The organism is Nostoc sp. TCL240-02 (assembly GCF_013343235.1).
Classification (GTDB): Bacteria; Cyanobacteriota; Cyanobacteriia; order Cyanobacteriales; family Nostocaceae; genus Nostoc.
In genome coordinates this window covers 2,774,191-2,801,017 of record NZ_CP040094.1, presented here as the reverse complement: position 1 = coordinate 2,801,017, position 26,827 = coordinate 2,774,191, and the positions used below count along the sequence as shown (strand labels likewise).

Sequence of the window (26,827 nt, the reverse complement as noted above, 5' to 3'; positions counted from 1 at the left end):
TCCTTACACCATTTATTATCAATTGAAAAACAAGCAATCACACGAAAATTGACCTATTAAAATCCTTGTAAAGACGTAGCAGTGCTACGTCTTTATATCCAACCTCTAATAGTTACTTCTTCGCTTCAGTAGAGTTATCTCTTTGACTTAATTCCCAATGCTTTAGCATTTGAGCGCGATTTTGCCGCAAGTCTTTACGGTTACGTTCTTCAGGATAAGGAATGCCATCGCCCTTAATTCCTGCCCAGAGAATTTCGTTGAACTCTTCTGGATCGAGCTTATCTTCACCTACAAAATTGAAGTCCTTGGTCATAGCAGCCCACCATTTTTTAGGATTTAGAATCGGCATAGCTGCTGTCTTTTCAACATTGCGATCTTGGCAAGCTGGTACTAGTTTTGGATCTACAGGATTGGTACACAAGTTACCTGGCACAATAGCTGTGTAAGGTTCAAAATTGGGTTCTCTAGTGAAAGCATCTGACATTGGTTCAGAATTAGCATCAGTAATTGCCAAATAGCCAATGTTTAACAAATCCTCCATTGTCCGCAATACACTAATGGTGTTGTAGTTAGTGCTGACGAGCGCACCTCGTTTTGTATAGGGCGAAATAATGTAGGCTAAAGAACGGTGAGAATCAACGTGATCTGGCCCATTTTGGGAATCATCTTCAATGATGAAAATTGCCGTTTCTTTCCACTCCGGCAGATGAGAAATTTTCTCTACCAATTTGCCAATAGCATAGTCATTATCTGCCATTTGCAATTCAGGAGTATTTAGTCCAGCCAAAGCAGTACCAAAGGAGCCAAAATGATCGTGAGATAAACGCACAAGCATTAAATTGGGTAGTCCATTTTGCTTCAGATCCCTTTCCCATTCGCTGTACAAATAAGTATCAGCATTATTTTGATCGAATGACCGGAAGTAAAGGTCGGTTTTATCCAACAGTACAGTTTTGGTAACGGGAGCTTGAGGAATCTTGTCAGCGTAAGGAGTTGGGGAGATGGGGATATAAGTTAGATTTTTTGGATCGGGTTTAGTAGGATCGCTTTGGCTAGTAGTGTAGGGAACTGCATTATCAACAAAGAAACCGTAATTACGTACAGTCTTGCCAGCACGTAGCGCTGTATCCCACAGATAACCACCAATGGCATCCGGCTGGAGATTACCATCGCCTTCAGGAGCATCAACATCCCTGTCTCCAGGCAATATAGAAGAATGCCCAGAAGGATCTAAAATACCTGTGATACGGGTATTGATTGGCGATTTATTTGAGGAAGTTTGGGACAGTGCGAGACTGATATTCCGATTTGTACCTTCGTAATCGTAGGTTAAGCCGTTAAAGCCGGCGTTACCGTAAAGAACTGATTGAGTTTTTTCGGTGTAATCTGTAGTACGACCATAGGTAGACCAGTTCCAACCAACTCCACTCGATTCGCCACTGTCGTAAAAGTTATCAAAAGTTGCGAAGCCAAAGGATAGCTTGTGATGGTTTGGTGAAATATTGTTGGGAAACAAGGTAAGTGTTGGGTCGCCATTACCGAGAGGCAAGTCACCAAGTACTTGGTCATAAGTACGGTTTTCTTTAACTATGTAGATAACGTGCTTAATTTTGCCTTGTAAATACCTCATCGTCCGGTCAGGACGGCGATTGTAGAAACCATTATTTTTATCCACTTGCGCTGAAAGTGTACCCAGAGTCGCACCCTTGGGCACTGGAATAATTGAGATCCCAGCTTTTTCTAAAGCCCAGTTGTACTCATTTTTAAAATTAGTATTGCGTGCTAGTCCTGCTGGAGTTGTCAGGTTTCCTGCGGGGTTGGGGCCAGAATTACTCTTGGCATTGACAACGTAAAGTCTTTGACCATCTTGACTGACGCTTACAGAATTGGGATACCAGCCAGTGGGGATGCGTCCATTTACTCTACCACCTTGCAAGTCCACAACAGCGATCGCATTCTCACCCCCTAGAGTAACGTAAAGTGTTCGTCCATCTGGATTGAGGGTTAAAGAGTTAGGATTTGCACCTTTATATTTCTCACCAGGGCGAGACAGAGAGATGGTTTGAACAACCCTATTGTTATTTGTATCGATGACTGAAATCGAGTCATCATTACCATTAGCTACATACAGTCGATTTTGGCTAGACGAGAGCAGTACTTTATTTGGTTGGCTACCTATTGGTATACGGGTAATTTGTCCAGAAATAATGTCAACAGCAAGGACTTCGTTGTCGCGCTGGCTACTAATGAAGACTTTAGCTGCTTGACCGTTTTCTGCACTCTTAATGGCTACATCAAAAGGAAATTCGCCAGTTGCTAGTTTATCGCCTGGTCTAAAGAACTTAATTTCTTTAGTTACCTTACGGGTAGTAGTATCAACAATTGATATTGAGTCATTCTCAAAGTTTGCAGTTACTAAGGTTTTGCCATCCTTACTAACCGCAATACCCGCTACAACTGCTCCTGTTGCCACAGCCTTCGCTGGCGTATCCTTTAACAAACCGCCATCATATTTAGGGAAGGGGTCAGTTTGGTTAGAATTGTGACCTAGTAAGATAAAGGGGGCATCTGGTACATACTGGCTACCGTTAGACGCATAAACATAAACGCGATCGTCAATCCCACCTGATACAAAGAAGCGCGAGCCGTCTTTGGCCCAAGCTAAACCGTTATAAGTATTCGGAATATTAATCTGTTGTTTTTTAACCAACTTACCGCTACTGACATCATAGACAAAAACCCATTCTGCTTTTGGAGTTGTTGTACTACTTGACTTGCCAGTTTGTGGGTCTAATACAGGATAAGTGAAAGTACTGCCCGTGTTTTCATTTTTGAAGTTTTGATTATAGCCACTGGTAAGCACCAGTAAAGTTTTTCCATCAGGGCTGAGGGCTGTGCTTACTGCTTCAGCCGCATCAGCATTATCATCTGTACGCAAACCAGTTGCTAAAGGTGCAAACGTTGATCCTGGTGCTGCTGCGGGTGTAATGGTTTGACCTGTGGGTAGCAAAGCGGCTCCACCCTGTAAGTTACCAACGGGGCTGGTAGTTCGAGCGCTAACTGATTGTATATTTGCACTCAAGGTACTTAAGAGCAAAAGACTTAATAGATACCCTTGATTTTTGCTAGGTTTCATGCAATTTTTCTATAATTAGGATAACCATCAAATAAAAATATTGATAGTCAATAGTTAAGCCATCAGTAATTTTTGGTTATGTTTTGGTAGTAGCAATTCGTATTTAGTTAAGTTTTTTAAACCCTTTATTTCCTATTCAGTTACCGTCAAATCGTATGCTTTTGTGTGGTTTTTCTATCTCGCTAGCAGATGGAGAATAACTACTACTGAGGGTTTTTGTCTGGGATCTAATAAACTTTCTTAATCCAAGCTTAATTTTTGCTTAATCATTAAAAATAGATACTAGTAAAAGTAAAAAAAACTGGCAATATTCCTCAATAAATACTGTCTTCTAGAATATAGAACTGATATGCTCAACAAAAGTCTAATTTTGTCCTTGTTGGCGTTATTTGCTGTGGCTCCTGCCGCCAATGCAGAGGTTAAATTAATTGCAATTGGGAGCCTAGATGGTAACATTAGCGATCGCTCCACGGAAACATCTGCTCCCCTGGAAAATGGTGTTCCGGGAAACCTCTTGGGTGGTTTAGGGTCGGGATTGGCCTATGCTGGCTGTAACACCTTTATCGCTATCCCAGACCGAGGCCCAAATGCCGTGTCATACAACAGCGCTGTCAGTGACACAGCATCCTATATCAACCGCTTCCAAACTATCAAAGTAAAACTCTCACCAAGCAAGATTGGTTCAGCGTTGCCTTTCACACTTACCCCTTCCTTAATTGACACGACTCTGCTATTCAGCAATGAGCCTCTTTACTACGGGAATGGTGCGGCATTGGGGTTAGGTAGTGGTGTCCCAGCTTTGAATACCAAGAATAAAAACTATTTCACTGGACGTTCAGACAACTTCAACCCCACCCAAATCTCGACATATCCCAACAATGCCCGTTTCGACCCTGAAGGTGTGCGTGTATCCAATAATGGCAAGCAGATATTTATCTCTGATGAATATGGCCCTTATGTATATCAATTTAACCGTAATACAGGTAAGCGAATTAGGGTCTTTAACCTACCTAGCAAGTTTGCAGTCAGCAACTTAAGTCCCGTTAGTGATACAGAAATCACTGGCAACACGTCTGGTAGAGTTGCGAACAAAGGTATGGAAGGACTTGCAATTACTCCCAACGGTAAAACCCTGATTGGCATTTTGCAGAGTCCACTGCTTCAAGACGGTGGTACTAATGGTGCTTATACCAGAATAGTCAAGATTGACATCGAAACAGGTGCTACCGAGGAATACGCCTATCAGCTAGATAATATTGGTACGGCGGCTAAACCGAAATATCCCACCGTCAGCGAGATTTTGGCAATCAGCGATCGCGAATTCTTAGTAGATGAACGCGATGGCAAGGGCTTTGGCGACGGCTCCAAGGCTGCCTTCAAGAAAATCTATCACATCGATCTGACGAATGCTCCAGAAGTAAGCAATATCACCGGGGAAATCAACCTTGTTGGTAAGGCGGTCAGCAAGACCCTGTTCCTTGATGTGGTGACTGCACTAACTCAAAACGGCATCAAAGAAGAGGACATTCCCGCCAAGCTTGAAGGTTTAGCCTTCGGAGAAGATGTGGTTATCAACCGTGTGAAAAAGCATACGTTATTTATCGCCAATGACAACGACTTTCTTGGTACTATAGCGCCAGGTATTGACAACCCAAACAAATTTTTCGTCTTCGCTGTTGACACTACTGACTTACCAGGTTTCGTACCCCAGGATATCAAAGATAGGGATTGATATTTCAGTTCAGCAAAGCTCAATTATTGCATCGTCCTACTTGGGCGATCGCATCATTGAGCTAACTAAGCACTATGAAACTGTTACTTGATCAGGCATTACTAGCTTCTGCGGCAGCATTGCTACGTGATGCAGGTATTGCAAAATCATTTTCATACATGGAATTAGCAACGCCATAAATTGGCTTGTTTGCTGCGAAGCTTTTAGTTGTGAGCGATCGCATTATATTGAAGTAATCTGGATTTCCGTTACTCGGTGCATTGGTTTGGTTGGCTTTTCAGTGGTGATCAGTTGATCAGCTTGAATTTGGAGAGCAGCCGCCATATGAAGTGCATCCATTGCAGCTAAACCGTAAGTACAGGCAATTTCAGAAGCATTCTGTATAATTTGCTCTAAGTCAGTTGCCCAGTGGATGACAGCACTAAAAAATGTTTTGTAAAATTCTGCTTCGTATTGTAGCTTGTTAAAAGTTGCTTTAGGCAAGACTTCTAACTGAAACGTTGCTACTTGAGGCAAACTCCAGATTTTCATCGTTAAGAATTTGATTCGCTTTGATGCTGACTGAATGCCACAAAAAGCCCTGATCAGTACACCAGAGTCTATGTACGTCTTCTTACAACTCACGGAATCCACCGCGACGTGCAGCAAGTTCAAGTTCGTCTTCTTTAACCCCAGTTTGCTTGTTTATTTAAGTAATTCACGCATTCATTTTGGTGTATCGTTGAGATGTTAGCTTGTGATCGCGATCGGTTCATTCAGCAAGAATCTTTCAACGGCTTACTGGTGATGCTGGCTTGTTGGTTAAATATAGGTAATTGACAAGAGTTTGAAGCGATGAACCAGACATTGAAAACCTCTATGGTTTTTGACTACTAGTCAATTTATTTAATAATTCAATAACTTTATTAGCATCTTTCAAAGTTTGCTTTGCCTTAGCTATGAGAAGATGAGAAGCTATATAATCTTCATAGTCAACTTCATTCCTCAATCCACGTAGACGAGACAAACATTCTCCTAAATATCTTCTATCTTTATCTTTACTATTTCCTAACTGTTTGATTACGTATTCATGTATACTAAATTTGTCAGTTTTTAAACTAGTATGTCCTTCAATATCACGTAAGTAGTTTCTAGCTAGGCAAAAAACTGAATAATACGCTCTACTAACAGAAGAGCGTATCTTTGCTTCATCCATTGATGAACTATTTGACTGTCTTGAGGAATTAGTTACTTCATCAAATAGAGTTTCTGCAAGCTTTAAATAACTTGACCAGTCGAATTTCATTCAAATTCCAAATTGATATAAAGATTTACAGCAACTCCTAATGAAGCTTCTATCCACCATTTTTGATCGAACTCGTCTAATTTATTTAAAGCTTCATCAACGTATTCTGGACTAGAATAGATAGAAAGTAATAGTTTCTCCCATTGAGGAGATTCCGGATCAACAGACAACTTTAATCGTAATTTTTCAGATGGGAAATACTTTCTAACTTCTTGATGAGCTTTGAGTAGAATATCTACAAGGCTTTGATGCTTTCGCAAAAATCTCAGTGTATCAACAACATTATCTATGGTATAAAATTGAACTATCTTGCTGAAATTATAAGATAATTCATGATTTTCTTGGTGTCCTTGTGTTAACCAAGTTTTTTGTTGTTCTGTTCTATTTTCGTGAATTAACCAATCATTTGTTGATGACTTTTCAAGTTGAATAGATACATTCAAAAACTCCGTATTTGGTAATTTATTTTTTCTTACTTCTGGATTTTCTAGGAGCATTTTTCCACCTTATTTTGAGTTATAGTTAGGGTCTAAATACAGAATATTTGCTTTATTCAGAATAGAATTTATAACTTCTGTTTTTACTAAAGATTCCGATAGCTGCTCTTGTAAATTCTTTACATCATTTGAATCTAATGCTACATAAAATTCTTTTAAGCCACCTGCATCTTGGTACTCGATTTTTAATGTGTGAACTATTAAAGCTCCAGCTATTCCTTCCTGAGTTTCTGATTTGAAGACAGGTCTAATATCCGTAATAATACGCGAATTCAACAATATACGATCATACTCTTGTAGTAAGTCTATAGCTTTGGAAGAAATACTGATTGAACCATCGACTGCCAACACCAACAATTGAGTCAGCCTTTGTTCAAAACGTTTTAATTCTTCATCTGATAAATCTGAAAATGTATTGTCAATTGATACAGCATTACTCAATCCTGTCACTATTTCAGTATTTTTAAGATTTTCTTGAGTACGGAGAGCGAAAATTGAACGAATAGCTCTTAAAATTTCTTGTAAATCATTGACAGCAATTTCTTCTAATTTCGGAGAAATCTCCATGACTAAGCTTTCTATACTTACGAAGGGATGGACTTCTATAATAGAATTCAGTAATTTATGGAATAGATTTTCATCAATTTTTATAATTAATGTAATACCTAATTGATACTGTGGTGGAATTTTTAGATTCTTCATATGAGTTAACGTTAATATATTCAATTCCTCAGTTGTAAATTAAACTTTATTCCATATACTAATTGCTTTTAAAATCTAATTTAGTTTTTTAGTATACACATTATTAGACTTGGATAAATATTAGAGAGTAGTACAATTTAAAATTAGTAATAAAATACAAACACAGATTAATTTCTCCTTACTAATAAGAGTTATAGCTATAGATTAGCATGAAAACACGTTCATTTTTTTGTTTAAAATATTTTTGAGCGTTGATAGTATAGGCAATGATGCATTAAATCTCAGCAAAATTAAGAGCTTGAAACCTGAATTAATTGTAAATTATGAGTTAACTATTCCTGTAAAACGGTTTTTGATGCAATTCTAGTCTTCTTCAAGTCTGCTTCCGAAAGTTCTTCCCCAGCTTGCAAGCGAGTGGCAGAAGTTTGCAACACTGTCGCCGCACCTTTATCCCCGATTTGTAAAGCGGTTTTGGCTGCTGTTTGTAGCATTGTAGCTGCACCAGTGCGATCGCCTTGTAGCAATTTCGCCTCGGCTAACTGGGTTTGGCGATACTTCGCTAATGCTAAAATAGACTGCTGTACCTGCGGATTAGAATCTGGTTGATACGCCCGCACTACGTCTGCATACACCGGCACCAGGGAGGAAAGTAAGCCTTCTTGGTTAACTAACGGGTCATCATAGCGAATTTGCAGATGCCCGATCGTTTGTTTTCCCTCTGGCAACTGTCCCAGATAAATATTAGCCAAAACTACCCTTTCTACATCCTGCATCAAATCTCCCAAACGTACAGCAAAGCTACCATCAGCTTCTCGTTCCACTGGTAACTCGATTGTGTCTGGGGCAACTTGGGCAATGGGCTTCAATTCTGCTAATCGGACATTCGGCACTAGAGATAACAGCAAGTAGGCATTTGTTAGCCCAATTGACTGAATCCTTCCAAATAGTCGGCTAAATTGCTCCACAGCTTGTTCAGGATGTTCAATATGAGCTAGAGTACCACCACCGACATCAGCAATTTTTTCTAGCAAATCTTGATTCCAGCTATTGCCAAATCCGAAAGTGTTGATAGTTAGGTTCAGTTTGGCAGCTTTTTGCGCCAGTTTGACACAGCGCTTATTGTCATCTCGCCCAATATCCCACTTCCAAATCCGCAAACTGCTTTCACCATGCCCATCCGTCAGCAGAAACGCCTGAGAAACTGCTCCTCTTGTGCCCTTCATCAGTTCTGTAATTCCCAGTTCCAAACCCTCGGCGATCGCAGTGCCGCCACTAGCGCTGAGTTTGCTTTTTATTTGGGATTTGATGCTTTCGGGGTCTTCGATCGCTTGGTTGGGGATAATGACTTCCGCAGAACCGGAAAAAGCCACAACAGAGATGCGATCGCCAACTTTCAACCGATCTATTAATCCTTCCACTGCCTGAATTACCGTTTTAATCGGTTGTCCGTGCATAGAACCACTTCTATCCAGAATCAAGCAGAGGTTAAGGGGTAGATTTTGGTCAAACTCACCAGCAATCGCAAAAATCGTTATTGCTAGTTGACGTTGGCTATTTGTTTGAGCCACATCAACATTATTGTCATTTAACGCCGATAGCAATTTAACTTTCATCTAAACCTGAGTTTACTGGGGAGGGGTATCTTGCAAAACTGTTTTTGAGACAATTCTGGTTTTCTTGCGATCGCTTTCAGATAAATCCCCACCAGATTGTAGCTGAGTGGCAGAAGTTTGCAACACCGTCGCGGCCCCAGTATCTCCCATTTGCAGAGCCGTTTTAGCAGCCGTTTGTAGCATTGTTGCTGCACCAGAGCGATCGCCCTGTTGCAATTTCGTTTCGGCTAGCTGGGTTTGGCGATATTTAGCTAATGCCAAAATAGACTGTTGCACTTGGGGATTCGGATCTGCTTGGTAGTTTTTCACTACATGGGCATAAACTGGGATATTTGGTGTAACTAAACCTACCTTGTTGGCGGCTGGATCGTCGTAGCGGACTTGCACATTAGCGATCGCTTGTTCACCTGCTGGCAATTGTCCCAAATAAATATTAGCTAAGATTATCCGTTCTGCATCTTTCATTAAATCTCCCAACCGCACAGCGAAACGTCCATCAGCTTCTTGTTGCAGTGGTAACTCAATTGTGTCTGGGGAAACTTGGGCAACGGGTTTAAGTTCTGCTAACCGGACATGGGGCATCAGAGACAGTAACAGATAAGCATTAGTCAATCCCACTGTTTGAATGCGGCTAAACAGGCGATTAAACTCATCCACTGCCTCTTCCGGCTTTTGAATGTAAGATAAAGTCCCTAAACCAGCATCAGCAATTTTTTCTAAAACATCTTGGTTCCAGTTGTCACCAAATCCCAGAGTGTTCAAAGTCAAGTTATAGCTAGCAGCTAATTGGGCGAATTTCAAACAGCGATTATTATCACCATGTTCATTTTCACCGTCGGTTAATAAGAAGGCTTGGGAAACAGTATCTTTCTTTCCCTTCGCCAACTCCTCAATCCCCAAACGCAATCCTTCATCAATTGCAGTCCCACCATCGGCGGCTAGGCGGTTGATTTGTTGTTTGATTTTTTCTGGATCTTCGACACTTTGGCTAGGTACTAAGACTTTGGCACGGTGATCGAAAACTACAACACTGAGGCGATCGCTAGGATTGAGTCTATCTACCAGACGATTCGCTGCTTTTTTGACCGTTTCTAGCGATCGCCCATTCATAGAACCACTGTGATCCAGAATTAAGCATAAATTCAGGGGTACATGGCGGTCTTGAGTCTCTGCGATCGCCGAAATCGAAATTCCCAACTGACGTTGACTATTCAGTTGATTCGCGTCCAAATTACCATCATTCAAGGCAGGCTGCAAGCTAACCTTCATAACTTAAAGTCCCTATTCAGGATATACATATTAATAAATAACTTCAAAGCACCACTTTAGCTCTACGGAAAACCTATCCAACACAAATACATGAATATAATCAGAATATCTTAGAAGCCAAACATTGGCAGATGCAAAGCCACCTTAAGCATTAGGGAGAAATCCGCACCTTGAGGGAAGCGTGCATCGCGCTAGGATGTATTACAGTTAACGGCATAGTTTCAGGCGATCAGTTGCTATGGACATTTCCCCAATCAAAGCTGTTCAAGCCCCATATTACGGCGATAACTTCTACCGGACACCACCGCCAGATTTACCTTCCCTCTTATTGAAGGAGCGAATAGTCTATATTGGGATGCCACTGGTGCCTGCTGTCACGGAATTAATCGTGGCTGAGTTGCTGTTTTTGCAATCCGATGACCCAGAAAAGCCCATTAAAATCTATATCAACTCCACCGGTACATCTGGTTACAGTGGCGAACCCATTGGCTTTGAAACCGAAGCCTTCGCCATCTATGACACCATGAAATATATCAAGCCTCCTATCCACACCATCTGCGTCGGTTCTGCGATGGGTATGTCAGCCATGCTTCTCAGTGCTGGGACAAAAGGTTGCCGCGCTAGTTTGCCTCACTCTTCGATTATCCTGCATCAGCCTAAGAGCTACGCCCAAGGTCAAGCAACGGATATTCAAATTCGGGCAAGGGAAGTTTTGGTAAACAAAGGTGCGTTAGTTGATATTTTACATCGCACCACCGGACAGCCCCCAGAAAAAATTGCTAAAGACATGGATAGGTTGTTATATCTAACACCTTACGAAGCGAAGGAATACGGACTAATTGACAGAGTTTTTGAGAAAGAAGAACTCGCAAATCCCCCCCTTCCAGCCAGTGTCCTTTAGTGAGTGCTGTTAGCGATAGCGGGGCGTTTAGCCCGTGCTGAGTACTGAGTTATTAAGTTAGGAGTTATGAGTTATTTCTAACTCTCCTACCGCGCCCAAATTATTAAAAACGGAGTAAGTTATGCCTATAGGCGTTCCTAAAGTTCCTTACCGGATGCCCGGAGGACAATATACAGATTGGATTAGCATCTACGATCGCCTTTACCGGGAACGGATTATATTCTTGGGACGAGACATTGATGATGAAATTGCCAATCAAATAATTGCTGTAATGCTGTATCTGGATTCAGATGATCCAGGTAAAGATATTTATTTATACATCAATTCCCCAGGTGGAATGGTTACATCTGGCATGGCTATTTTTGACACCATGCAACATATAAAATCAGATGTAGTGACTATTTGCGTTGGTTTAGCTGCTTCAATGGGGTCTTTCCTGTTGGCCGCTGGCACCAAAGGTAAACGCCTAGCATTGCCTCATTCACGGATTATGATTCACCAGCCTTCAGGTGGAACCCGTGGACAAGCAACCGATATCGAAATTGAAGCTAGAGAGATTCTGCGGATTCGTCACCAGCTTAATGGCATTTATGCCGATAAAACTGGTCAGACCATAGCAAAAATTGAAAAAGATATGGATCGTGACTTTTTCATGTCTGCTGAAGAGGCTAAAGAATACGGTTTAATTGACCGTGTGATTGAAGAACGAACCTCTATAGTAACAGGCGAGTAAGGGAGGCAGGGGGCAGGGAGAAGAGGGCAAGGGGCAGAATTAATAACCCAATACCCAATTCCCACTTGCCCTGAGCGGAGCCGAAGGGATGCCCAATGCCCAATGCCCATTCCCAAAACAAACTGTCAACATTGAACTTTAAAATAGAAAATTAGCCTTTATCATTAATAGTCCAGGCTTAAAGCTGATATTGACAGATAATAGCCGATAGCTAAATATTCGATAGCTCATAGCTCAAGATGGATCTTGGAGATTGCTACCGTTTGCTAGGTTTAAGATCGGGAGCTTCTTTTGCTGATATCAAAGCGTCTTATCGACGATTGGCGCAGCAATATCATCCCGATATCAACCCAGATGACAACAAAGCCAAAGATAAGTTTATTGCCTTGACAGAGGCTTACAAACTCCTGCTGACGGTAGTACTGCCAGAGGAAACTGCTGCACATTCAACTCAGGTGTCAACTGGGCGTGATGCTGCTAAGACAACGCAGCGACAGAAAACACCAGTCACAACGGTGGTAAACCAGCAACCAGGGAAACCAAAACCGCCTAATCTGTTAGAAATAGAAGAACGGCTGAAGTGGAAGACTTATGATCAATTGCAGCGATTTTTGCAAGAGAAACGATTTCCGCAAGCGATCGCACTGGTGGAAGCTTTAGCAGATCGTTTGTCAACAGATGCAGAAGTTCGCCAATGGCAAGCGATCGCTTATCAAATTTGGGGACGGGCGCTAATTTCGGAAAACCAACTGCTTAAAGCCAGAATTTATCTTAAAAAAGCTTTGAAAACAGACCCCCACAATAAAAGTCTCTGGTATGAAGTGCAACGTGATTTCCAACGCTTAGAACAAATTTTTTAAAGATTTACAAAATTTATTGAAAATCAAAATCTCGTTACCAAATTCTAACAACAGGGGCAATTCATAAATTGCCCTTATCTGTAATTAAAATTTTTCGGCTATTGTTTGCATAATTCCTAAATTACTCGACGCGGAAAAAGCAGCAACCCGTCCGGTTAAACTGATAAGGAAGAAAATAGCAGATTAGGCAGTGAATAACATAGTGCGGTTAGTTTTGACAGCAATATTGCTGATGCTAGTTACAGCTTGTGGCAGTATTGGATTGCTACCAACTAGCGAGTTAGTGCAAAAAGCGATCGCACTTGGGCTAGAGCAAACTCAACAAAAACTTAGCCAACAGTTGGATCTAGATTTTCAAGGATTTGAAATCAAGCGGCTATCAATTACCCAAGAACAACCCCTAACGATTGAAAATTTACCAACTTTCCACGTTCGGGGAACCTACGACTTGATTCTCAAGCTACCAAAACGGCGCTTGACGCAACCAAAACAACCCTTTAATGTTTACTTGCAAATTCAGCAAGAAGGTAAAACTTGGCGATCGCTAATTCCAGAAAAGGGTATTAAAAATACTCAACCTATTTGGCGTAGTTATCTCATCCAATAGCGATCGGCAAAGGATTAAATTGCCTCACTCTTTTCCCAAACTACAGGTTAAATTTTGTGTATCCTGTACCGTCGTCTTCTGCAAGAATTATAAAATCGAAGGACTCAACTAACGCCTGTATTGCACCAGTTCCGCCATAGGGATAGCTAAAGGGTTCAAACTCAAGTTTAGCTCTGTTGGCAGAAACCATTCTACAAGCAATTAATTGATATTCACCATTTTGAAAAGCATCAAACATAGAAAAAAAGTCCCAAGGAGTTTCGAGGCTAGGATCTGTCCACCTCTGTTCCACAGGTGTTGCAAACCAGCGACGGAAATATTCAGTCTCTTCCTCTTCGGTAGAGCAGTAGATTCTTAATCTATTGGTTGCGGGTTCAAATCCCTCGTCACCCACTTTTTAAGTATTTGTTTTTCATCTCAGGGATAAATTTAATTTAAGCCAAAAGACAGAATAAGGGTGGACAGCTAGAATAATAGAAAACTATAATTAATACTTAATAATATAATTTGGATTATAACTTATCTATAGGACTTACGCAAACAATAGCTGAAACTCCTAATTTCACGTAGGGCCAATTAATGAATTCCCCCTACAGCGTGTATTTTTGCGTAAGTCCTAATCTATAAAAGCTGTATCTGATAATTGCTAAGAAGTTACTAGATAATGGATTTGAGTTATTTTTGCTTATAAACTAGTCTCGGCTTTTAGATAGTCGATTCCTAATTATTAGATGGTGTGTTACGAAGCCCATATCACCAATAGTTTTGAAATCTAAAAAGTTACAGGAAAAATTTTTATTGAGAATAGTATTATTAAAAATCCCTTCCATCATTGAGGTTTGGAAGGGTCTAAAGCAATATTTAATGTGAAAAAATTTATATAGCAATTGCTTTTGCAATAAGCTATGTTGTAGCACTACCGCAAACAAATGGCGTTAATGCATTATCATGTAAAAATAAGTTGTACAAATTGAATTTGGAATAAGCAGTAAGCTTAACTTCTCCATCAAAAATGTTCAAGTTATTTTTGCAAGACTCCTAATAGAGGTGCAGTTACGACTGTAATATTGCTTTTGTACCAAGCCATATAGCAACAGCTTCAGCAGTAGCAGCACCACCACAAACAAATGGTGCTAATGGAGGTGCGGTTACAACTGTAGCAACACAAAGTGCAGCACCACCTGCTCCAAAACCTATACCAGCTATAACATTATTCCAGAAAGTCTCCCCATAGGATGTGGTTGCTAATATGGGAGTTGGGAATAATGACAAAGCATGAGCAGATTCTACGGTACTAAATACCATAGAAATTATGAGAGCAAAGCAAGTGAAGAATTTGAAGAAAGGTTTCAACACGATTAGTACCTGTTTTTAAATTTAAATGAACATAGGTACACACACTTATAAGCCTATAAACGATTACTGATTTCTAGCTTTAAGAGAGTTTAATCGTTCTAGTTTTTTGTGTCTTCTATCTTTAGAATTATCCTTAGACTGATTTTTGTATGAAAATTATAGAATATAATATTTCTATAGGATGTTTTTATACACGTTTATTTTTGGTATTTAGTACTTATAAAGTTGTGTTTTATGAGTTGCTATGAACTGTTAAAAATATCTCTCATTTCTCTCTCAACTTAATTGCCGGATTGAGAGAAAACCAATAATAAACACTGGATATAATATGTTTCACTAGCTACTAAATAGCTCAACGATAAAGCAGTAGATTCTTAATCTATTGGTTGGTTGCGGGTTCAAATCCCTCGTCACCCACCTTTTAAGTATTTAATCAGGTATTTGGTGCAGACTCTTTTGCAAATATAGAACTGCTTTTAATCTTCAACAAAATGGAGAGTAATTGCAAAAGGTTGTGAGTTCACCTCCGCAACCCAAAATCTATAGATTAAATGGTTAAGAAACGATTTTAGAAACTATATACTTAATACTTAGGCTCAAAAAAAATCTAATAATTTTCAGCCCGAAAATCTTGAGTAATTAGGGCAGCATCATCTTTAAGATATCCTGCTATCACACAATCATCAATCAATTGCAGGACAAAAGGCCACAGTTCCGGCGCACCTGTTTCTACTGGTGCTAACCGTTTCATCACCTGATTGCGGCTAATGCCATGAATACGCCAAGTCCCGCCCTGAGTTTGCTGATTATGCAGCAAAGGCTGTATCCGGTCTAGGGCTGCGGCAAATTTGGCGGTGGGTGTTTCTCCTGCTTCAAACTCATCCCAGAGTAAACGCAACTCGCTACCTTGGTCTGCTGGCAAAAGTCCGAATAAACGCAATGCTGCTTGTGCTTCTCTTGCTGCTTTGCTGTCATTACCCTGCACATCGTAACAAAAGGTGTCACCTGCATCAATTTCTACCAAATCGTGAATTAGCAGCATTTTGATGGCATGGAATATATCAACACCGTCTGGGGCATAATCTACTAAGGCGATCGCCATTACAGCTATATGCCAAGAGTGTTCTGCACTATTTTCTCGGCGTGACCCATCAATAAGTAGGGTTTGGCGCATCACGTGTTTCAACCGATCAATTTCGATGATGAATTGAATTTGTTGAGTCAGCCGATTGATTTGCACCTGAATTTCTGATTGGGGGTGAGGTTTACTGGATTTTAGACTGTAGGTGATTATCTCAATAATTCCAGCATATTTGCAAGTACTCGTTTTTACATACCAATCAAAAAACGTCTGGGAGTGTTGCCGTGTTTCCACCCCAGACGTTCTTTAATTTTTAACTTGCTCCTCACACAGCTAAATACTATCACTGGTTCAATTAATAGTCGGTTATTGCGAGTGACAGTTTCAAAACTGTACCAATAATCTAATTCTTATATGAAAATTAAAAAATGCCTGGGAGTGTTGCCGTGTTTCCACCCCAGGCATTTTTTATTCTCAACTTGCTCCTCACACACAAATAAACCATATCACTACTTCTATCTGATGGCAAGTATATTGAGAGACATTTTTAAAATTGCACAAGCAATGCAATTTCTGACTAATTAAAAAGCGCTTGGGAGTGTTGCCGTGTTTCCACCCCAAACGCTTTTCATTTTTAACTTGCTCCTCACACACAACTGAAAGATATCACGAATTCAATTATAAAGAAAGTATATTGTATGACACTTTCTCAACTGTACACCTGGTAAGCACTAAATTTAGTGTAAAAAGTGACGTACACCAGTTAAGACCATCAGCAAACCCAGTTCGTTAGCAGCAATGATAGAATCTTTATCGCGCAAACTTCCCCCTGGTTGGACGATGGCTGTAATTCCTGCGGCTGCGGCTGTTCTCACGGAATCATCGAAGGGGAAGAATCCATCGCTGGCGAGTATTGCACCTTTGGCTTTTTCTCCAGCTTGTTCTAGGGCAATTTTAACTGATCCGACGCGGTTCATTTGACCAGCGCCTACTCCTATTGTAGTGCGATCGCTAGTTACAACAATGGCATTAGATTTTACGTGTTTGCAAACTTTCCAAGCAAATAGTAATTCGGCTAATTCGCTGTCAGTGGCTTGACGTTCAGTGACTACTTGCCATTGGCTAGTATCAGCAATTACATCATCGCTAGTTTGGACAAGGAAACCACCTGCGATCGCTTTCACTGTATCCTTAGGGCCACTGCTCAAATCAGCTAGAGTCAAAACCCGCACGTTAGATTTCTTAGCCAGGATTTCTTGAGCTTCTGCGTCACAACTTGGTGCAACCACACATTCTAAAAATGTTTTAGTTAACTCGCTAGCCGTAGCCGCATCAATCGGGCGGTTGAGTGCGACAATCCCACCAAAGGCAGAAGTCGAATCAGCATTGAAAGCTTTTTGATACGCTTCGAAAATACTACTTCCCAATGCCGTACCACAGGGATTTGTATGTTTAATAATCGTTGCGGCTGGAGTATCAGTAAATTCAGCAATGATTCGGCGTGCGGCTTCTAAATCAACTAAGTTATTGTAACTAAGTTCTTTGCCTTGCAGCTTTGTTGCAGCTGCCCATCCCGTTGGAGTAGTCCCAGTTTGATACCAGGTGGCGGGTTGATGGGGGTTCTCACCGTAACGCAGAGATTGTAATTGTGTGCCGCTAAGGGTGTATTGCTGTGCTTCTGCGAGGTAAAATGCGATCGCTCGATCATAGCTAGCAGTGTGCGAAAATCCTTTTAATGCTGCCTTTTGCCGAAACTCTAGGGATGCTATGCCGTTATTTTGGCGCAATTCCTGCAAATACTCGTCATACTGTGCCGGATCGCATAATACAGCCAGATGGGCGAAGTTTTTCGATGATGCCCGTAGCATAGCAGGCCCACCGATATCAATTTGTTCAACAGCTTCTAATAATGTTACCCCTGGTTTAGCGATCGTTTCCTCAAAGGGATATAGATTCACCACCACTAAATCAATCGGGCGAATTTGGTTATTTTCTAAATCTGTAATATCTTGGGGAACATCTCGCCGTGCCAAAATTCCGCCATGGATTCGGGGATGTAGGGTTTTGACTCGGCCACCTAAAATTTCTGGCGAACCTGTGTAATCTGCAACCTTTGTAACAGGGAGTCCCGCATCTTTGAGGGCTTGGGCTGTTCCCCCACTGCTGATTAAATCAAAGTCAAATTCTTCAACCAAGCTACGGGCTAGGTCAATTATACCAGTTTTGTTAGATACACTCAGCAGGGCTAGACGCGCCATTGATCAATTCCTTAAAAGTAGGCTAGAAGCGAAGGATCTCAAGTTTTGCATAAGCCTTGGTTCACTTCAAGACCATGAGGAATAATATTGACTTGTGTAATTTATATGGTTACATTCCTCAAAGTCAGCACTGTCGAAAATGCTGGAAATAAGGAATAAGTAGGCTGTGCCTAAGAGGTTAGAAAGAAGTTGTAACGCACTGTTACATTTAATAGTATTGAAAGTTGGGAGACGTATACAATCCTTTACTTGGAATACAACAAGCATAGGCACCTCGCCCGTCTTTTAACGGGCAAGATTCCCAAGCCATAAGCTGTCTTAAAACAGTATTGAATGGATCTCGTAAATAATTGCTAGCTTTGAGCCGGGCGATTACGCCAGAAATACAGTTAACTTGACTAAAAGATGGATAAACCACCTAATAGATCCAATCAATCCCAGTCAAAATCAAAGATAAATTCGGAATTACCTTAAATTCTTGAGGTTGACAAATTACCGATACGTTAAAAGCTTTATTGCAGTTTCAACAACTACAGTTGACAGTTATCCAAAATTACAAAAATCATCTACGCGGATATCCCGCCAAATATCAGAAATCTGCCAGCCGGAATTGCCAACAGATTGGACTATGGGATTATCGCGCAATGGAATGTAGTCGGGTTCTCTCGGCTCTGGGATCGCTACTGGTTGCTCATCAACCACAGGGGCTGAAAAATTGACGGTATCAGCTTGAAGATTTTGGTCTTCAGCGTCTTGGATTTCCATCATTTTCTTCAGGGTCAGCGTGTCAGATTTTTTGATGATCTTCATATCTACTAATTAAAAGTTTTCATTCACTGAATATCGAAGCCATTGGCTGAAAAGTCGGATGACAAGACAGTTGTAAAAAGTCGGGGGTAAAATGAGTGTTAATAATTGCACGGAATAAACAAGATACACTAAATCTATGGAAAATACGAGTCCCCTGCTGAAGAATTTCTTAATTGAGTGCAAATCTCTTTTTCGTGCAGATGCCTTAGTATAATTTTGCACAGGTGCTTTGAGCAATTTACACTACTGCTTTAGAGTAAGTCCAAGGCCGTTTTGTGTTTTAGACTCAATCAAGCCTGATAATAGAGGGTTAAGAGTTCTCGCTGTAAAGGAGCATTGAGAAACTTGTCAGGTCATAAAGGAAAAATCCTGGTAGTAGACGACGAAGCGAGCATACGTCGGATTTTAGAGACGCGTCTTTCCATGATTGGCTATGATGTCGTCACAGCTAGCGATGGTGAAGAAGCTTTGTCAACTTTTCGTGTATCCACTCCTGACTTAATAGTTTTGGATGTGATGATGCCAAAGCTCGATGGCTACGGTGTATGCCAAGAATTACGGAAAGAGTCAGATGTACCAATTATTATGCTTACAGCCTTGGGAAACGTAGCCGATAGGATTACTGGGCTAGAGTTAGGTGCTGATGACTATATGACAAAGCCTTTCTCTCCCAAGGAACTAGAAGCTCGGATTGCCTGCATACTAAGGCGATGCTTCCATAAAAGTAGTGTCAATACCACTCCTAATTCCACGATTATCCATGTGGGAAATCTCAAAATTGATACGAATAAGCGGCAAGTCTATAAAAATGAGCAACGCATTCGCCTGACAGGTGTGGAATTTAGCTTACTAGAGTTGTTAGTGAACAATTCTGGAAAAGTTTTTTCCCGATTAGAAATGTTGCAGCTATTGTGGGGTTGCGTACCAGGACTTCATTTAGACACCCGTGTAGTAGACGTGCATATCTCCCGATTGCGGACAAAGGTAGAAGATGACCCCAACTTACCAGAGTTGATTATCACAGCAAGAGGTAATGGTTATTTTTTCCCACGAATTATTGAATCACAGTAGGAGGAAATTAAAGAAGAATTCCAAATCCAGAAATCAGTGGTTGATTTAGCTCTACCCAAAACCCAAAACAAACCATTAGATAGATGAAGAATTAGTCACCTGATGGTAGTTTCAGATGATGAAAAGTCAGTAATAACTCTATTGTAATAAAAGTAGCTATTATGATCGTTGTCCATCATCTTAACAACTCGCGATCGCAGCGCGTGCTATGGCTGCTTGAAGAATTAGGGATCGATTATGAAATTAAGTTTTACGAACGCGACCAGAAGACGATGCTGGCACCAGCATCCCTGCGTGAAGTCCATCCCCTCGGCAAGTCACCAGTAATCACAGATGCAGAAAATACTGTTGCTGAGTCGGGTGCTATCATCGAATACATCGTCGAACGCTACGGCAATGGTCAGCTAATCCTGCCATCTGGTACACCAGAGCGTCTGCGCTACACTTATTGGCTGCATTATGCCGAAGGCTCTGCAATGCCACCTCTGGTAATGAATCTCGTCTTCAACCGTTTTGGGCTAGGAGACAGCGTAAACGAAGGATTTATCGCACCCCAAATTAAGCTTCACTTTGACTATTTTGACTATATAGAAGATGAACTTGGTAAGAGTACATGGTTTGTAGGCGAAGAATTCACCGCCGCCGATATCCAAATGAGCTTTCCTTTGGAAATAGTCGCTGTGGAAGCCGAACTCATCTCAAGCCGACCGAAAATTAAGCAATTTATCGAGCGCATCCATGCGCGGCCCGCTTACAAACGCGCTCTTGAACGTGGGGGCAGATACGACTTTGCCAATAGTATTAAATAATTCTTGTACCAATTTCAGATAATTAGAAACTGATTAATGTTGCATTTATAACATCATCAGTCGCATCTTCTTCTAATTCAGTAGAAGTTGCTAGTAGTCTGTCAAATAGACATTTCCAGAAATTAAATATGCCTTATTCAGAACCCTTGTAGAGACGCGACATTGTACTTCGTCCCGCTACGCTAACGCGTCTCTAGATTCTTTTTCGGAGATATCTAATACATTTTGATGGATAAAGGAACGAACCACAAAGGACGCAAAGAGCGCTAAGGAAGAAGGAAAGAAGAAAAATTGCAAGATTTACTTATCCGTCAATTAGTTCTTGACAGACCACTAGGAGCTTTTGGAGTTATTTTCAGAAGTTAGATAAGAGACAGCCACCCACAAATCCTGCTGAAGCAGCAACAGCTATTACATTTATAGGCATTAACTAGCAGTTTCTGCAATCAGTGCCATAGTTCCTCTAACATCCAGTAGATTGGGAAAGATTGTGGTATCATTGCACCACAATGATACCGTAATTTTGTCTAGATTATAGAATTCTATCGCTCTGCCAACGGTAGATTATTTCTGAAAGGAGTTTGCTGCAATGTCCACAACACCCACTACTCGGCTAATTTTGGAGACTTTACTCCCCCATCTGAAAGTAGCAGCAGCTTATGCCCATTTTCTTCAACCAAAAATTGCTGCACTTCCCGCCAAAGGAGAAGGAAACAACTTTTTTAGTGCTGCACTTACTGATGCGGATGTGGCTATTCAAAATCTAGTAGAAGTAGTATTACTGGGCACTTTTGCAGATATTCGCTTTTATGGAGAAGAGTATGCAAGTTCTAATAACACCAAGTATTTTCGTGCTACCGAACTCGGTTCAGAAGGTGATTACTTAGTCACACTCGACCCAATTGATGGTACAAAGTTTTACATGGATGGACATTCTAATTACCAAATTATTCTCAGTATTCTAAATTCAGATAACTTTGAAGCCGTAATCGCCATTTCTCCTGCCCAAAACATTTATTTTTATGCCCTTCGAGGTGAAGGTGCTTTTAAAGGGACTCTGGACATGAGCCTAGAAGCCTGTGCCCCATTACACATAACATCTGCCAAACCTGCTATTTTGTTGGGATGGGCAATGAATTCTATTGGACATTTACTAAAAGATCGATATCAAGTAATTGATATAGCGAATGATTACTCTAGTGATATTCAAATTCCTAATCTTAATGGTATTCTCACTGGTGACTTGAGTGGAGCAGTGATTAAATCGGGTAAATTTATTGATGTTGCTGCACTCGCTTTTATTGCGAAAGAGGCTGGTTGGATTGTAACGACTCTGGACGGTTCGACTTTACCGCCATTGCATACTTGTCAAAACTATAGTCTGCCTGGATTGATAATAGCTGCCTCAAAATCTGTTCATCAAGATTTACTGAAAGCTATCCAAAGCCTAGCTGTTTGAGGGTAAATAAGTAGTTAATTATTTGCTAACTATCCCTAAACAAAATGAAAATCTGTATTGTTGGCGCGGGTGCAATTGGTGGATATTTAGGGGCAAAACTGGCACTGGCAGGTGAAGCAGTGACGCTAATTGCACGTGGTTCCCATTTGGAGGCGATTAAAGAAAATGGGCTGAAGTTGCTCATGGCAGACGGTTCTAGCCAAATTGCTACTCCGTTTTTGGCAACTAGCAATATTCAGGAAGCGGGGCCACAGGATGTAGTAATTCTAACTGTCAAGGCTCACAGTGTGCCTGCGATCGCACCTCTTCTACCTGCACTCTACAATCCTCACACAATGGTGGTGACAGCCCAAAATGGCGTTCCTTGGTGGTACTTTCGTCAGCATGGCGGTGAGTATGAAGGTACGCGAATTAAATCTGTTGACCCAGATGGGATTATTGAAAGTAGTATTGGGGCTGAACGTGCCATTGGTTGTGTTGTTTACCCGGCAACTGAGATAATTGAACCAGGTGTAATTAAACATATTGAAGGCGATCGCTTTACTCTCGGTGAAATCGACGGTAGTAAAAGCGATCGCATCCAATTATTAGCACAGGCTTTAAAACAGGCAGGATTCAAAGCACCAATCCGCAATCAAATTCGCACGGAAATTTGGATCAAGTTGTGGGGAAATGTGGCGTTTAATCCTATCAGTGCGCTGACTGGTGCTACTCTAGAAGATATTTGCCGCTATCCCCTCACCCGTGAATTAGCGCGGTTTATGATGACAGAAACTCAAGCGATCGCGGAAAATTTGGGTATAAAGTTTGGTATCACTTTAGAACAGCGAATTAATGGGGCAGAAAATGTTGGTGCCCATAAAACCTCGATGTTACAAGATATTGAAGCAGGACGCGCTACGGAAATAGACGCTATTGTTGGCGCGGTGGCAGAATTGGGAAAACTGACTCAAATTCCCACACCTTATATTGATGCTATTTATGCCAGCGTTAAACTGCTGGAAGTGACCAAAGTCAAAATCTGACAGTCCCGAAGTTTTCATGGGATTAAGCAGAGGCTTTACCATGCATTAATTAGCACTTGTAAGTCGATGCAATAGCATTGTAAGCCGATGCATTGGCATTGTAAGCCGATGCATTGGCATTGTAAGTCGATGCATTAGCATTGCAAGTCGATGCAATGGCATTGCAAGTCGATACATTAGCATTGTAAGTCGATGCATTAGCATTGCAGAGCAAATGATATAAGGAAATATTTAGAAAATTTGTGTGTACACCATAGCCATTTAGCGGACATGATATAGCACAAGATTTGGTGGTTAGGACATCAACAAATGATGAAACTTAGACACAAAAAGACTTTTCACCCAGTCCCCAGTCCCTTGCTATATCACAGGTATTATTTGCTTGATTCATGTAACCTACATTCCGCAGGTAAGAGAGGAGATCAATGGTATTTTTGATGAATGACACCATCAGTATCAGAAATAAGAGTACAAGATATTGACCACTGTGGGATAGTGGCAGGGATTATTGATCAAATGTGTTTGGTAGAGCAAATCAACCAAATACTGGGAACACATTACCAAGAAATAGTCAGTTCAGGTCAAGCAGTCAAAGCAATGATTCTCAATGGCTTGGGTTTAGTAAGTGCGCCACTATACCTATTTGAGAAGTTCTTTGTAGGCAAAGCCACAGAGCATTTACTAGGGGAAGGTATAAGTCCAGAACACTTGAATGATGACCGCTTGGGCAGAGTCTTGGACAAACTGTATGAAGCGGGATTAACACAAGTATTTGTGACAGTAGCACTGGCAGCAGCCAAGAAGTTTGGGGTGGAAAAGGACAGTTTACACTTGGATTCAAGTTCGTTTCATGTGCATGGAGAATATACCAACAACTCAACAGAAGGTTCAGGCAAGCCAGGAGAGATAACAATCACAAAAGGATACTCAAGAGATCATCGACCAGACCTGAAACAGTTTATTGTAGACCTGATGTGCAGTGGAGACGGGGATATTCCTCTATATCTAAATCTAAGAGTGGCAGATGGGAATGAAGCCGACTCAGCCGTGTTTGCTCAAATCTTGAAAGAATTTCGTCACCAATGGGAAATAGATGCTTTGTTTGTAGCGGATGCAGCACTCTACACCGAAGGCAATCTTAAACAAATGGATTCTTTGCGATGGCTATCACGAGTTCCAGCCACACTGACTACTGCCCAATTACTCTTGGAGAAAATGAGTCAGGAAGCTTTTGTGGATAGCATAGTCACAGGCTACCGAATAGCAGAGTGTTGCTGCGATTATGGTGGAGTCAAACAGCGTTGGCTAGTGGTGGAAAGTGAAGCTCGTGCCGCAGCAGATTTAAAGCAACTGGAAAAACGTCTGACTAAGCACCTCCAACAAGCACAATCTCAACTGCGACAGTTGTCACAACAAGAATTTGCTTGTGCCGCAGACGCGATACAGGCTTCAGGGCGTTTTGAGACTCAGCAACGCTTTCATGAACTTGCTGAACTAGAAATTATCGAACACAAACGCCATGCCAAATCAGGCAGACCACGTAAAGATGCTCAACCACAACAGTGTTACTATCAAATTCGTGCGACTGTTGTACCTAACGAGCTAGCAATTGCCACTGAAAAACAACGAGCCGGACGTTTTATTTTGGCTACCAATGTTCTTGATGCTCAACAATTGAGCAATGATGACTTACTCAAGCAGTACAAAGCCCAGCAATCTACTGAGCGTGGTTTTCGTTTTCTCAAAGACCCTTTATTTTTTACCAGCAGTGTTTTTCTCAACTCGAAAGAACGTGTTGCTGCTTTAGCAATGGTCATGGGTCTATGCTTGTTAGTTTACACTTTGGGACAACGGGCGTTACGCCAAGCTCTAGCTCAAGCAAAACAAACCATCAACAATCAATTGGGTAAACCAACTGCCTCTCCTACGATGCGGTGGGTGTTTCAATGTTTCATGTCGATTCATCTGGTAACGATCGCTGGCTTTCAACACATTACCAATCTTACTGACGAACGACGATGGATTCTCCAATTTCTTGGTGCGCCTTGCCGAAAATATTATCTTCTCACCTGATATACCTGCGGAATGTGGGCTACATCTCTATCTGGCTGAATTAATACAACTTCTCCATCGTCTAAAACCACTCCCAAGACTAAAACTTCGGAGATGAAATTGGCTATTTGACGGGGTGGAAAGTTAGTCACAGCTAATATTAATCTGTTGATTAATTTGTCTTGGTCATAAAGTTTAGTAATTTGGGCACTAGATTTTTTAATGCCCAAATCGCCAAAATCTATCCACAATTTATAAGCTGGTTTTTTTGCTTGAGGAAATTCTTCGACTTTAATGACTTTGCCAATATGAATCTCGATTTTCTCAAAATCACTATAGCTAATAAACATTTGCTCAAAAACTCAGCATTAAAATCTTTTTACCTATTTTCTATGTTATTTACCTGTGAGCTTCACCAGCCCAACACCACCGAAATAAAGCCCTAAAACGGCTCCTGCTAAAAGACTTTGAGTTAGAGGATCGGTAGAAGGTGTAAGTACGGCTCCTAAAACTACTGCTCCCATAATCACGTAACGCCAACCAGAAACCATCCGTTCAGATGAGACAATGTTCAAATTACCGAGCAATAATTGGATGATAGGAATTTGAAATGCTAAACCAGTGCTGAATAACAGTAGCAGCACAAATTCAAAATATTTATCTATTGACCAAAGTTGTTCAACTACATCTGCTCCGTAACTGATGAAAAATTTCAAAGCTGCGGGGATAAGGAGTAAATAAGCAAATGCTAAACCCGCGCCAAACAGTACACTCGAACCCAAAACCACAGGCCCCAGTAAACGGCGTTCGCGGCGAGTCAGTCCAGGAAGCACAAACTGGATAATTTGGTAAAGAATGAAAGGACTAGAAAGTACTAAACCAGTGTAGGCTGCAACTTTGAAGGAGACAAAGAAATATTCTCCGGGTGCAAGTTGGAGAAATTTTACTCCTTGTGCTGGAACCTCAAGCAGCTGGACAATCGGCTTAACGGCAAAGAAACAGCCAATAATACCTATTGCTACGGCAATCAACGAATAGAAAATGCGCTGTCGTAACTCTTCTAAGTGGTCGAAAAGGGACATTTCGACTTCATCGGGCAACTCATTGAGAGGATCTGTGTCTGAGTTGCCATATTCTTCTGGATCGATGTTGGGAACGTTTACAGTATCTGCGTCTTGTAAAGGCGGCATGAGTCAGTTAGTAGGCAACATTTATAACTGAGTGCTAAGTAATGAGCAAAATTGTTCACTCAGCGCTTTTAACTTAGCACTCTTCATTATTTTATCTGGGGAATGCAGCTACCAAGATATGTTTTTGGATGCTGTGGGTTTTTTTTCCTGTTTTTTAAGGTTGCATCTGCATAAGTTAGTAGGAAGCCATCTTGTAGGCAATGCCTAACCTAAAAAAAGGGTGGAACTGATAATTTAGAAATCACGTCTCTGCGGCTAGTAGCTTGTAAAACTAGTTTTGATGGTTTGTAGTAAGCACTTTAGTGCAAGAATAAGGGCTAAAATCCTTACTACAAGGTTGTCTACCCATCAATTTCAAGTTGATAGCCTACTGGTAGTGCT

At 41.1% G+C, this 26,827-nt stretch carries 24 protein-coding genes and 1 tRNA gene; 11 read left to right on the top strand and 14 right to left on the bottom strand.

Going from position 1 to position 26,827, the window contains the following annotated elements; all coding sequences use genetic code 11:
- Positions 1–112 precede the first annotated feature (112 nt).
- Entirely contained in the window at positions 113–3,136 is a 3,024-nt protein-coding gene (locus FBB35_RS11860; protein WP_174709794.1) for an alkaline phosphatase family protein, read from the bottom strand.
- A 349-nt stretch (positions 3,137–3,485) separates the two neighbouring features.
- Here FBB35_RS11860 and FBB35_RS11855 point away from each other — a divergent pair, with 349 nt between their 5' ends.
- Positions 3,486–4,868, top strand: a complete 1,383-nt coding sequence (locus FBB35_RS11855; RefSeq protein WP_254625920.1) for an esterase-like activity of phytase family protein — start codon at positions 3,486–3,488, stop codon at positions 4,866–4,868.
- A 222-nt stretch (positions 4,869–5,090) separates the two neighbouring features.
- On the opposite strand, the gene FBB35_RS11850 is transcribed toward FBB35_RS11855, so the two are convergent.
- The 6 genes from FBB35_RS11850 to FBB35_RS11825 all read right to left on the bottom strand — a co-directional run bounded on the left by FBB35_RS11850 (position 5,091) and on the right by FBB35_RS11825 (position 10,234).
- Positions 5,091–5,399, bottom strand: a complete 309-nt coding sequence (locus FBB35_RS11850; RefSeq protein ID WP_254625919.1) for a nuclease — start codon at positions 5,397–5,399, stop codon at positions 5,091–5,093.
- 325 nt (positions 5,400–5,724) lie between these two features.
- On the bottom strand, positions 5,725–6,153 hold the full coding sequence (locus tag FBB35_RS11845) for a HEPN domain-containing protein (protein WP_174709792.1): 429 nt from the start codon (positions 6,151–6,153) through the stop codon (positions 5,725–5,727).
- Complete coding sequence (locus tag FBB35_RS11840) at positions 6,150–6,650, bottom strand: hypothetical protein (protein ID WP_174709791.1); 501 nt, start codon at positions 6,648–6,650, stop codon at positions 6,150–6,152. The genes FBB35_RS11845 and FBB35_RS11840 overlap by 4 nt, the downstream gene beginning before the upstream one ends.
- A 9-nt stretch (positions 6,651–6,659) precedes the next feature.
- Positions 6,660–7,376: a hypothetical protein gene (locus tag FBB35_RS11835; RefSeq protein ID WP_174709790.1), complete on the bottom strand. Its 717-nt coding sequence runs from the start codon at positions 7,374–7,376 to the stop codon at positions 6,660–6,662.
- 308 nt (positions 7,377–7,684) lie between these two features.
- The gene (locus FBB35_RS11830; RefSeq protein WP_174709789.1) at positions 7,685–8,965 is read right to left on the bottom strand and encodes a VWA domain-containing protein; all 1,281 of its coding nucleotides are present in this window, start codon (positions 8,963–8,965) and stop codon (positions 7,685–7,687) included.
- A gap of 12 nt (positions 8,966–8,977) precedes the next feature.
- Positions 8,978–10,234, bottom strand: a complete 1,257-nt coding sequence (locus FBB35_RS11825) for a VWA domain-containing protein (RefSeq protein ID WP_174709788.1) — start codon at positions 10,232–10,234, stop codon at positions 8,978–8,980.
- Positions 10,235–10,472: 238 nt separating this feature from the next.
- Between FBB35_RS11825 and FBB35_RS11820 the strand changes: the two genes are divergently transcribed.
- The 4 genes from FBB35_RS11820 (at position 10,473) to FBB35_RS11805 (ending at position 13,335) form a co-directional block, all read left to right on the top strand.
- The gene (locus FBB35_RS11820) at positions 10,473–11,135 is read left to right on the top strand and encodes an ATP-dependent Clp protease proteolytic subunit (RefSeq protein WP_174709787.1); all 663 of its coding nucleotides are present in this window, start codon (positions 10,473–10,475) and stop codon (positions 11,133–11,135) included.
- Positions 11,136–11,256: 121 nt separating this feature from the next.
- On the top strand, positions 11,257–11,868 hold the full coding sequence (locus FBB35_RS11815; protein WP_174709786.1) for an ATP-dependent Clp protease proteolytic subunit: 612 nt from the start codon (positions 11,257–11,259) through the stop codon (positions 11,866–11,868).
- A 239-nt stretch (positions 11,869–12,107) separates the two neighbouring features.
- Positions 12,108–12,728 (top strand): J domain-containing protein, encoded by a 621-nt coding sequence (locus FBB35_RS11810; protein WP_174709785.1) that lies wholly within the window; start codon positions 12,108–12,110, stop codon positions 12,726–12,728.
- A gap of 199 nt (positions 12,729–12,927) precedes the next feature.
- Positions 12,928–13,335, top strand: coding sequence for a hypothetical protein (locus FBB35_RS11805; RefSeq protein ID WP_174713615.1), 408 nt, complete (start codon positions 12,928–12,930; stop codon positions 13,333–13,335).
- Positions 13,336–13,375: 40 nt separating this feature from the next.
- Here FBB35_RS11805 and FBB35_RS11800 read toward each other — a convergent pair whose 3' ends face one another.
- Together FBB35_RS11800 and FBB35_RS11795 are read right to left on the bottom strand one after the other, a co-directional pair.
- Positions 13,376–13,729: a hypothetical protein gene (locus tag FBB35_RS11800; protein WP_174709784.1), complete on the bottom strand. Its 354-nt coding sequence runs from the start codon at positions 13,727–13,729 to the stop codon at positions 13,376–13,378.
- A gap of 659 nt (positions 13,730–14,388) precedes the next feature.
- Entirely contained in the window at positions 14,389–14,640 is a 252-nt protein-coding gene (locus FBB35_RS11795) for a hypothetical protein (RefSeq protein ID WP_174709783.1), read from the bottom strand.
- A 400-nt stretch (positions 14,641–15,040) separates the two neighbouring features.
- Between FBB35_RS11795 and FBB35_RS11790 the strand changes: the two genes are divergently transcribed.
- Positions 15,041–15,103: transfer RNA gene (locus FBB35_RS11790), tRNA-Lys, on the top strand.
- 195 nt (positions 15,104–15,298) lie between these two features.
- On the opposite strand, the gene FBB35_RS11785 is transcribed toward FBB35_RS11790, so the two are convergent.
- From FBB35_RS11785 to FBB35_RS11775, 3 genes are all read right to left on the bottom strand, one after another.
- Positions 15,299–15,931 (bottom strand): HD family hydrolase, encoded by a 633-nt coding sequence (locus FBB35_RS11785; protein WP_174713614.1) that lies wholly within the window; start codon positions 15,929–15,931, stop codon positions 15,299–15,301.
- Between the two features lie 578 nt (positions 15,932–16,509).
- On the bottom strand, positions 16,510–18,030 hold the full coding sequence (gene purH / locus FBB35_RS11780; protein ID WP_174709782.1) for a bifunctional phosphoribosylaminoimidazolecarboxamide formyltransferase/IMP cyclohydrolase: 1,521 nt from the start codon (positions 18,028–18,030) through the stop codon (positions 16,510–16,512).
- A 543-nt stretch (positions 18,031–18,573) separates the two neighbouring features.
- Positions 18,574–18,840: a hypothetical protein gene (locus tag FBB35_RS11775; RefSeq protein ID WP_174709781.1), complete on the bottom strand. Its 267-nt coding sequence runs from the start codon at positions 18,838–18,840 to the stop codon at positions 18,574–18,576.
- 345 nt (positions 18,841–19,185) lie between these two features.
- Here FBB35_RS11775 and rpaB point away from each other — a divergent pair, with 345 nt between their 5' ends.
- The 5 genes from rpaB (at position 19,186) to FBB35_RS11750 (ending at position 25,277) form a co-directional block, all read left to right on the top strand.
- On the top strand, positions 19,186–19,911 hold the full coding sequence (rpaB, locus tag FBB35_RS11770) for a response regulator transcription factor RpaB (protein WP_174709780.1): 726 nt from the start codon (positions 19,186–19,188) through the stop codon (positions 19,909–19,911).
- Between the two features lie 161 nt (positions 19,912–20,072).
- Positions 20,073–20,720, top strand: a complete 648-nt coding sequence (locus tag FBB35_RS11765; RefSeq protein WP_174709779.1) for a glutathione S-transferase family protein — start codon at positions 20,073–20,075, stop codon at positions 20,718–20,720.
- Positions 20,721–21,309: 589 nt separating this feature from the next.
- Entirely contained in the window at positions 21,310–22,179 is an 870-nt protein-coding gene (locus FBB35_RS11760) for an inositol monophosphatase family protein (protein ID WP_174709778.1), read from the top strand.
- 44 nt (positions 22,180–22,223) lie between these two features.
- The gene (locus tag FBB35_RS11755; protein WP_174709777.1) at positions 22,224–23,204 is read left to right on the top strand and encodes a 2-dehydropantoate 2-reductase; all 981 of its coding nucleotides are present in this window, start codon (positions 22,224–22,226) and stop codon (positions 23,202–23,204) included.
- A 441-nt stretch (positions 23,205–23,645) separates the two neighbouring features.
- Positions 23,646–25,277, top strand: a complete 1,632-nt coding sequence (locus FBB35_RS11750; RefSeq protein WP_174709776.1) for an IS1634 family transposase — start codon at positions 23,646–23,648, stop codon at positions 25,275–25,277.
- Here the strand turns inward: FBB35_RS11750 and FBB35_RS11745 are convergent.
- Together FBB35_RS11745 and tatC are read right to left on the bottom strand one after the other, a co-directional pair.
- Positions 25,262–25,606 (bottom strand): tRNA-binding protein, encoded by a 345-nt coding sequence (locus FBB35_RS11745; RefSeq protein WP_174709775.1) that lies wholly within the window; start codon positions 25,604–25,606, stop codon positions 25,262–25,264. The genes FBB35_RS11750 and FBB35_RS11745 overlap by 16 nt on opposite strands.
- A gap of 45 nt (positions 25,607–25,651) precedes the next feature.
- Positions 25,652–26,446 (bottom strand): twin-arginine translocase subunit TatC, encoded by a 795-nt coding sequence (gene tatC / locus FBB35_RS11740; protein WP_174709774.1) that lies wholly within the window; start codon positions 26,444–26,446, stop codon positions 25,652–25,654.
- Positions 26,447–26,827: the final 381 nt, after the last annotated feature.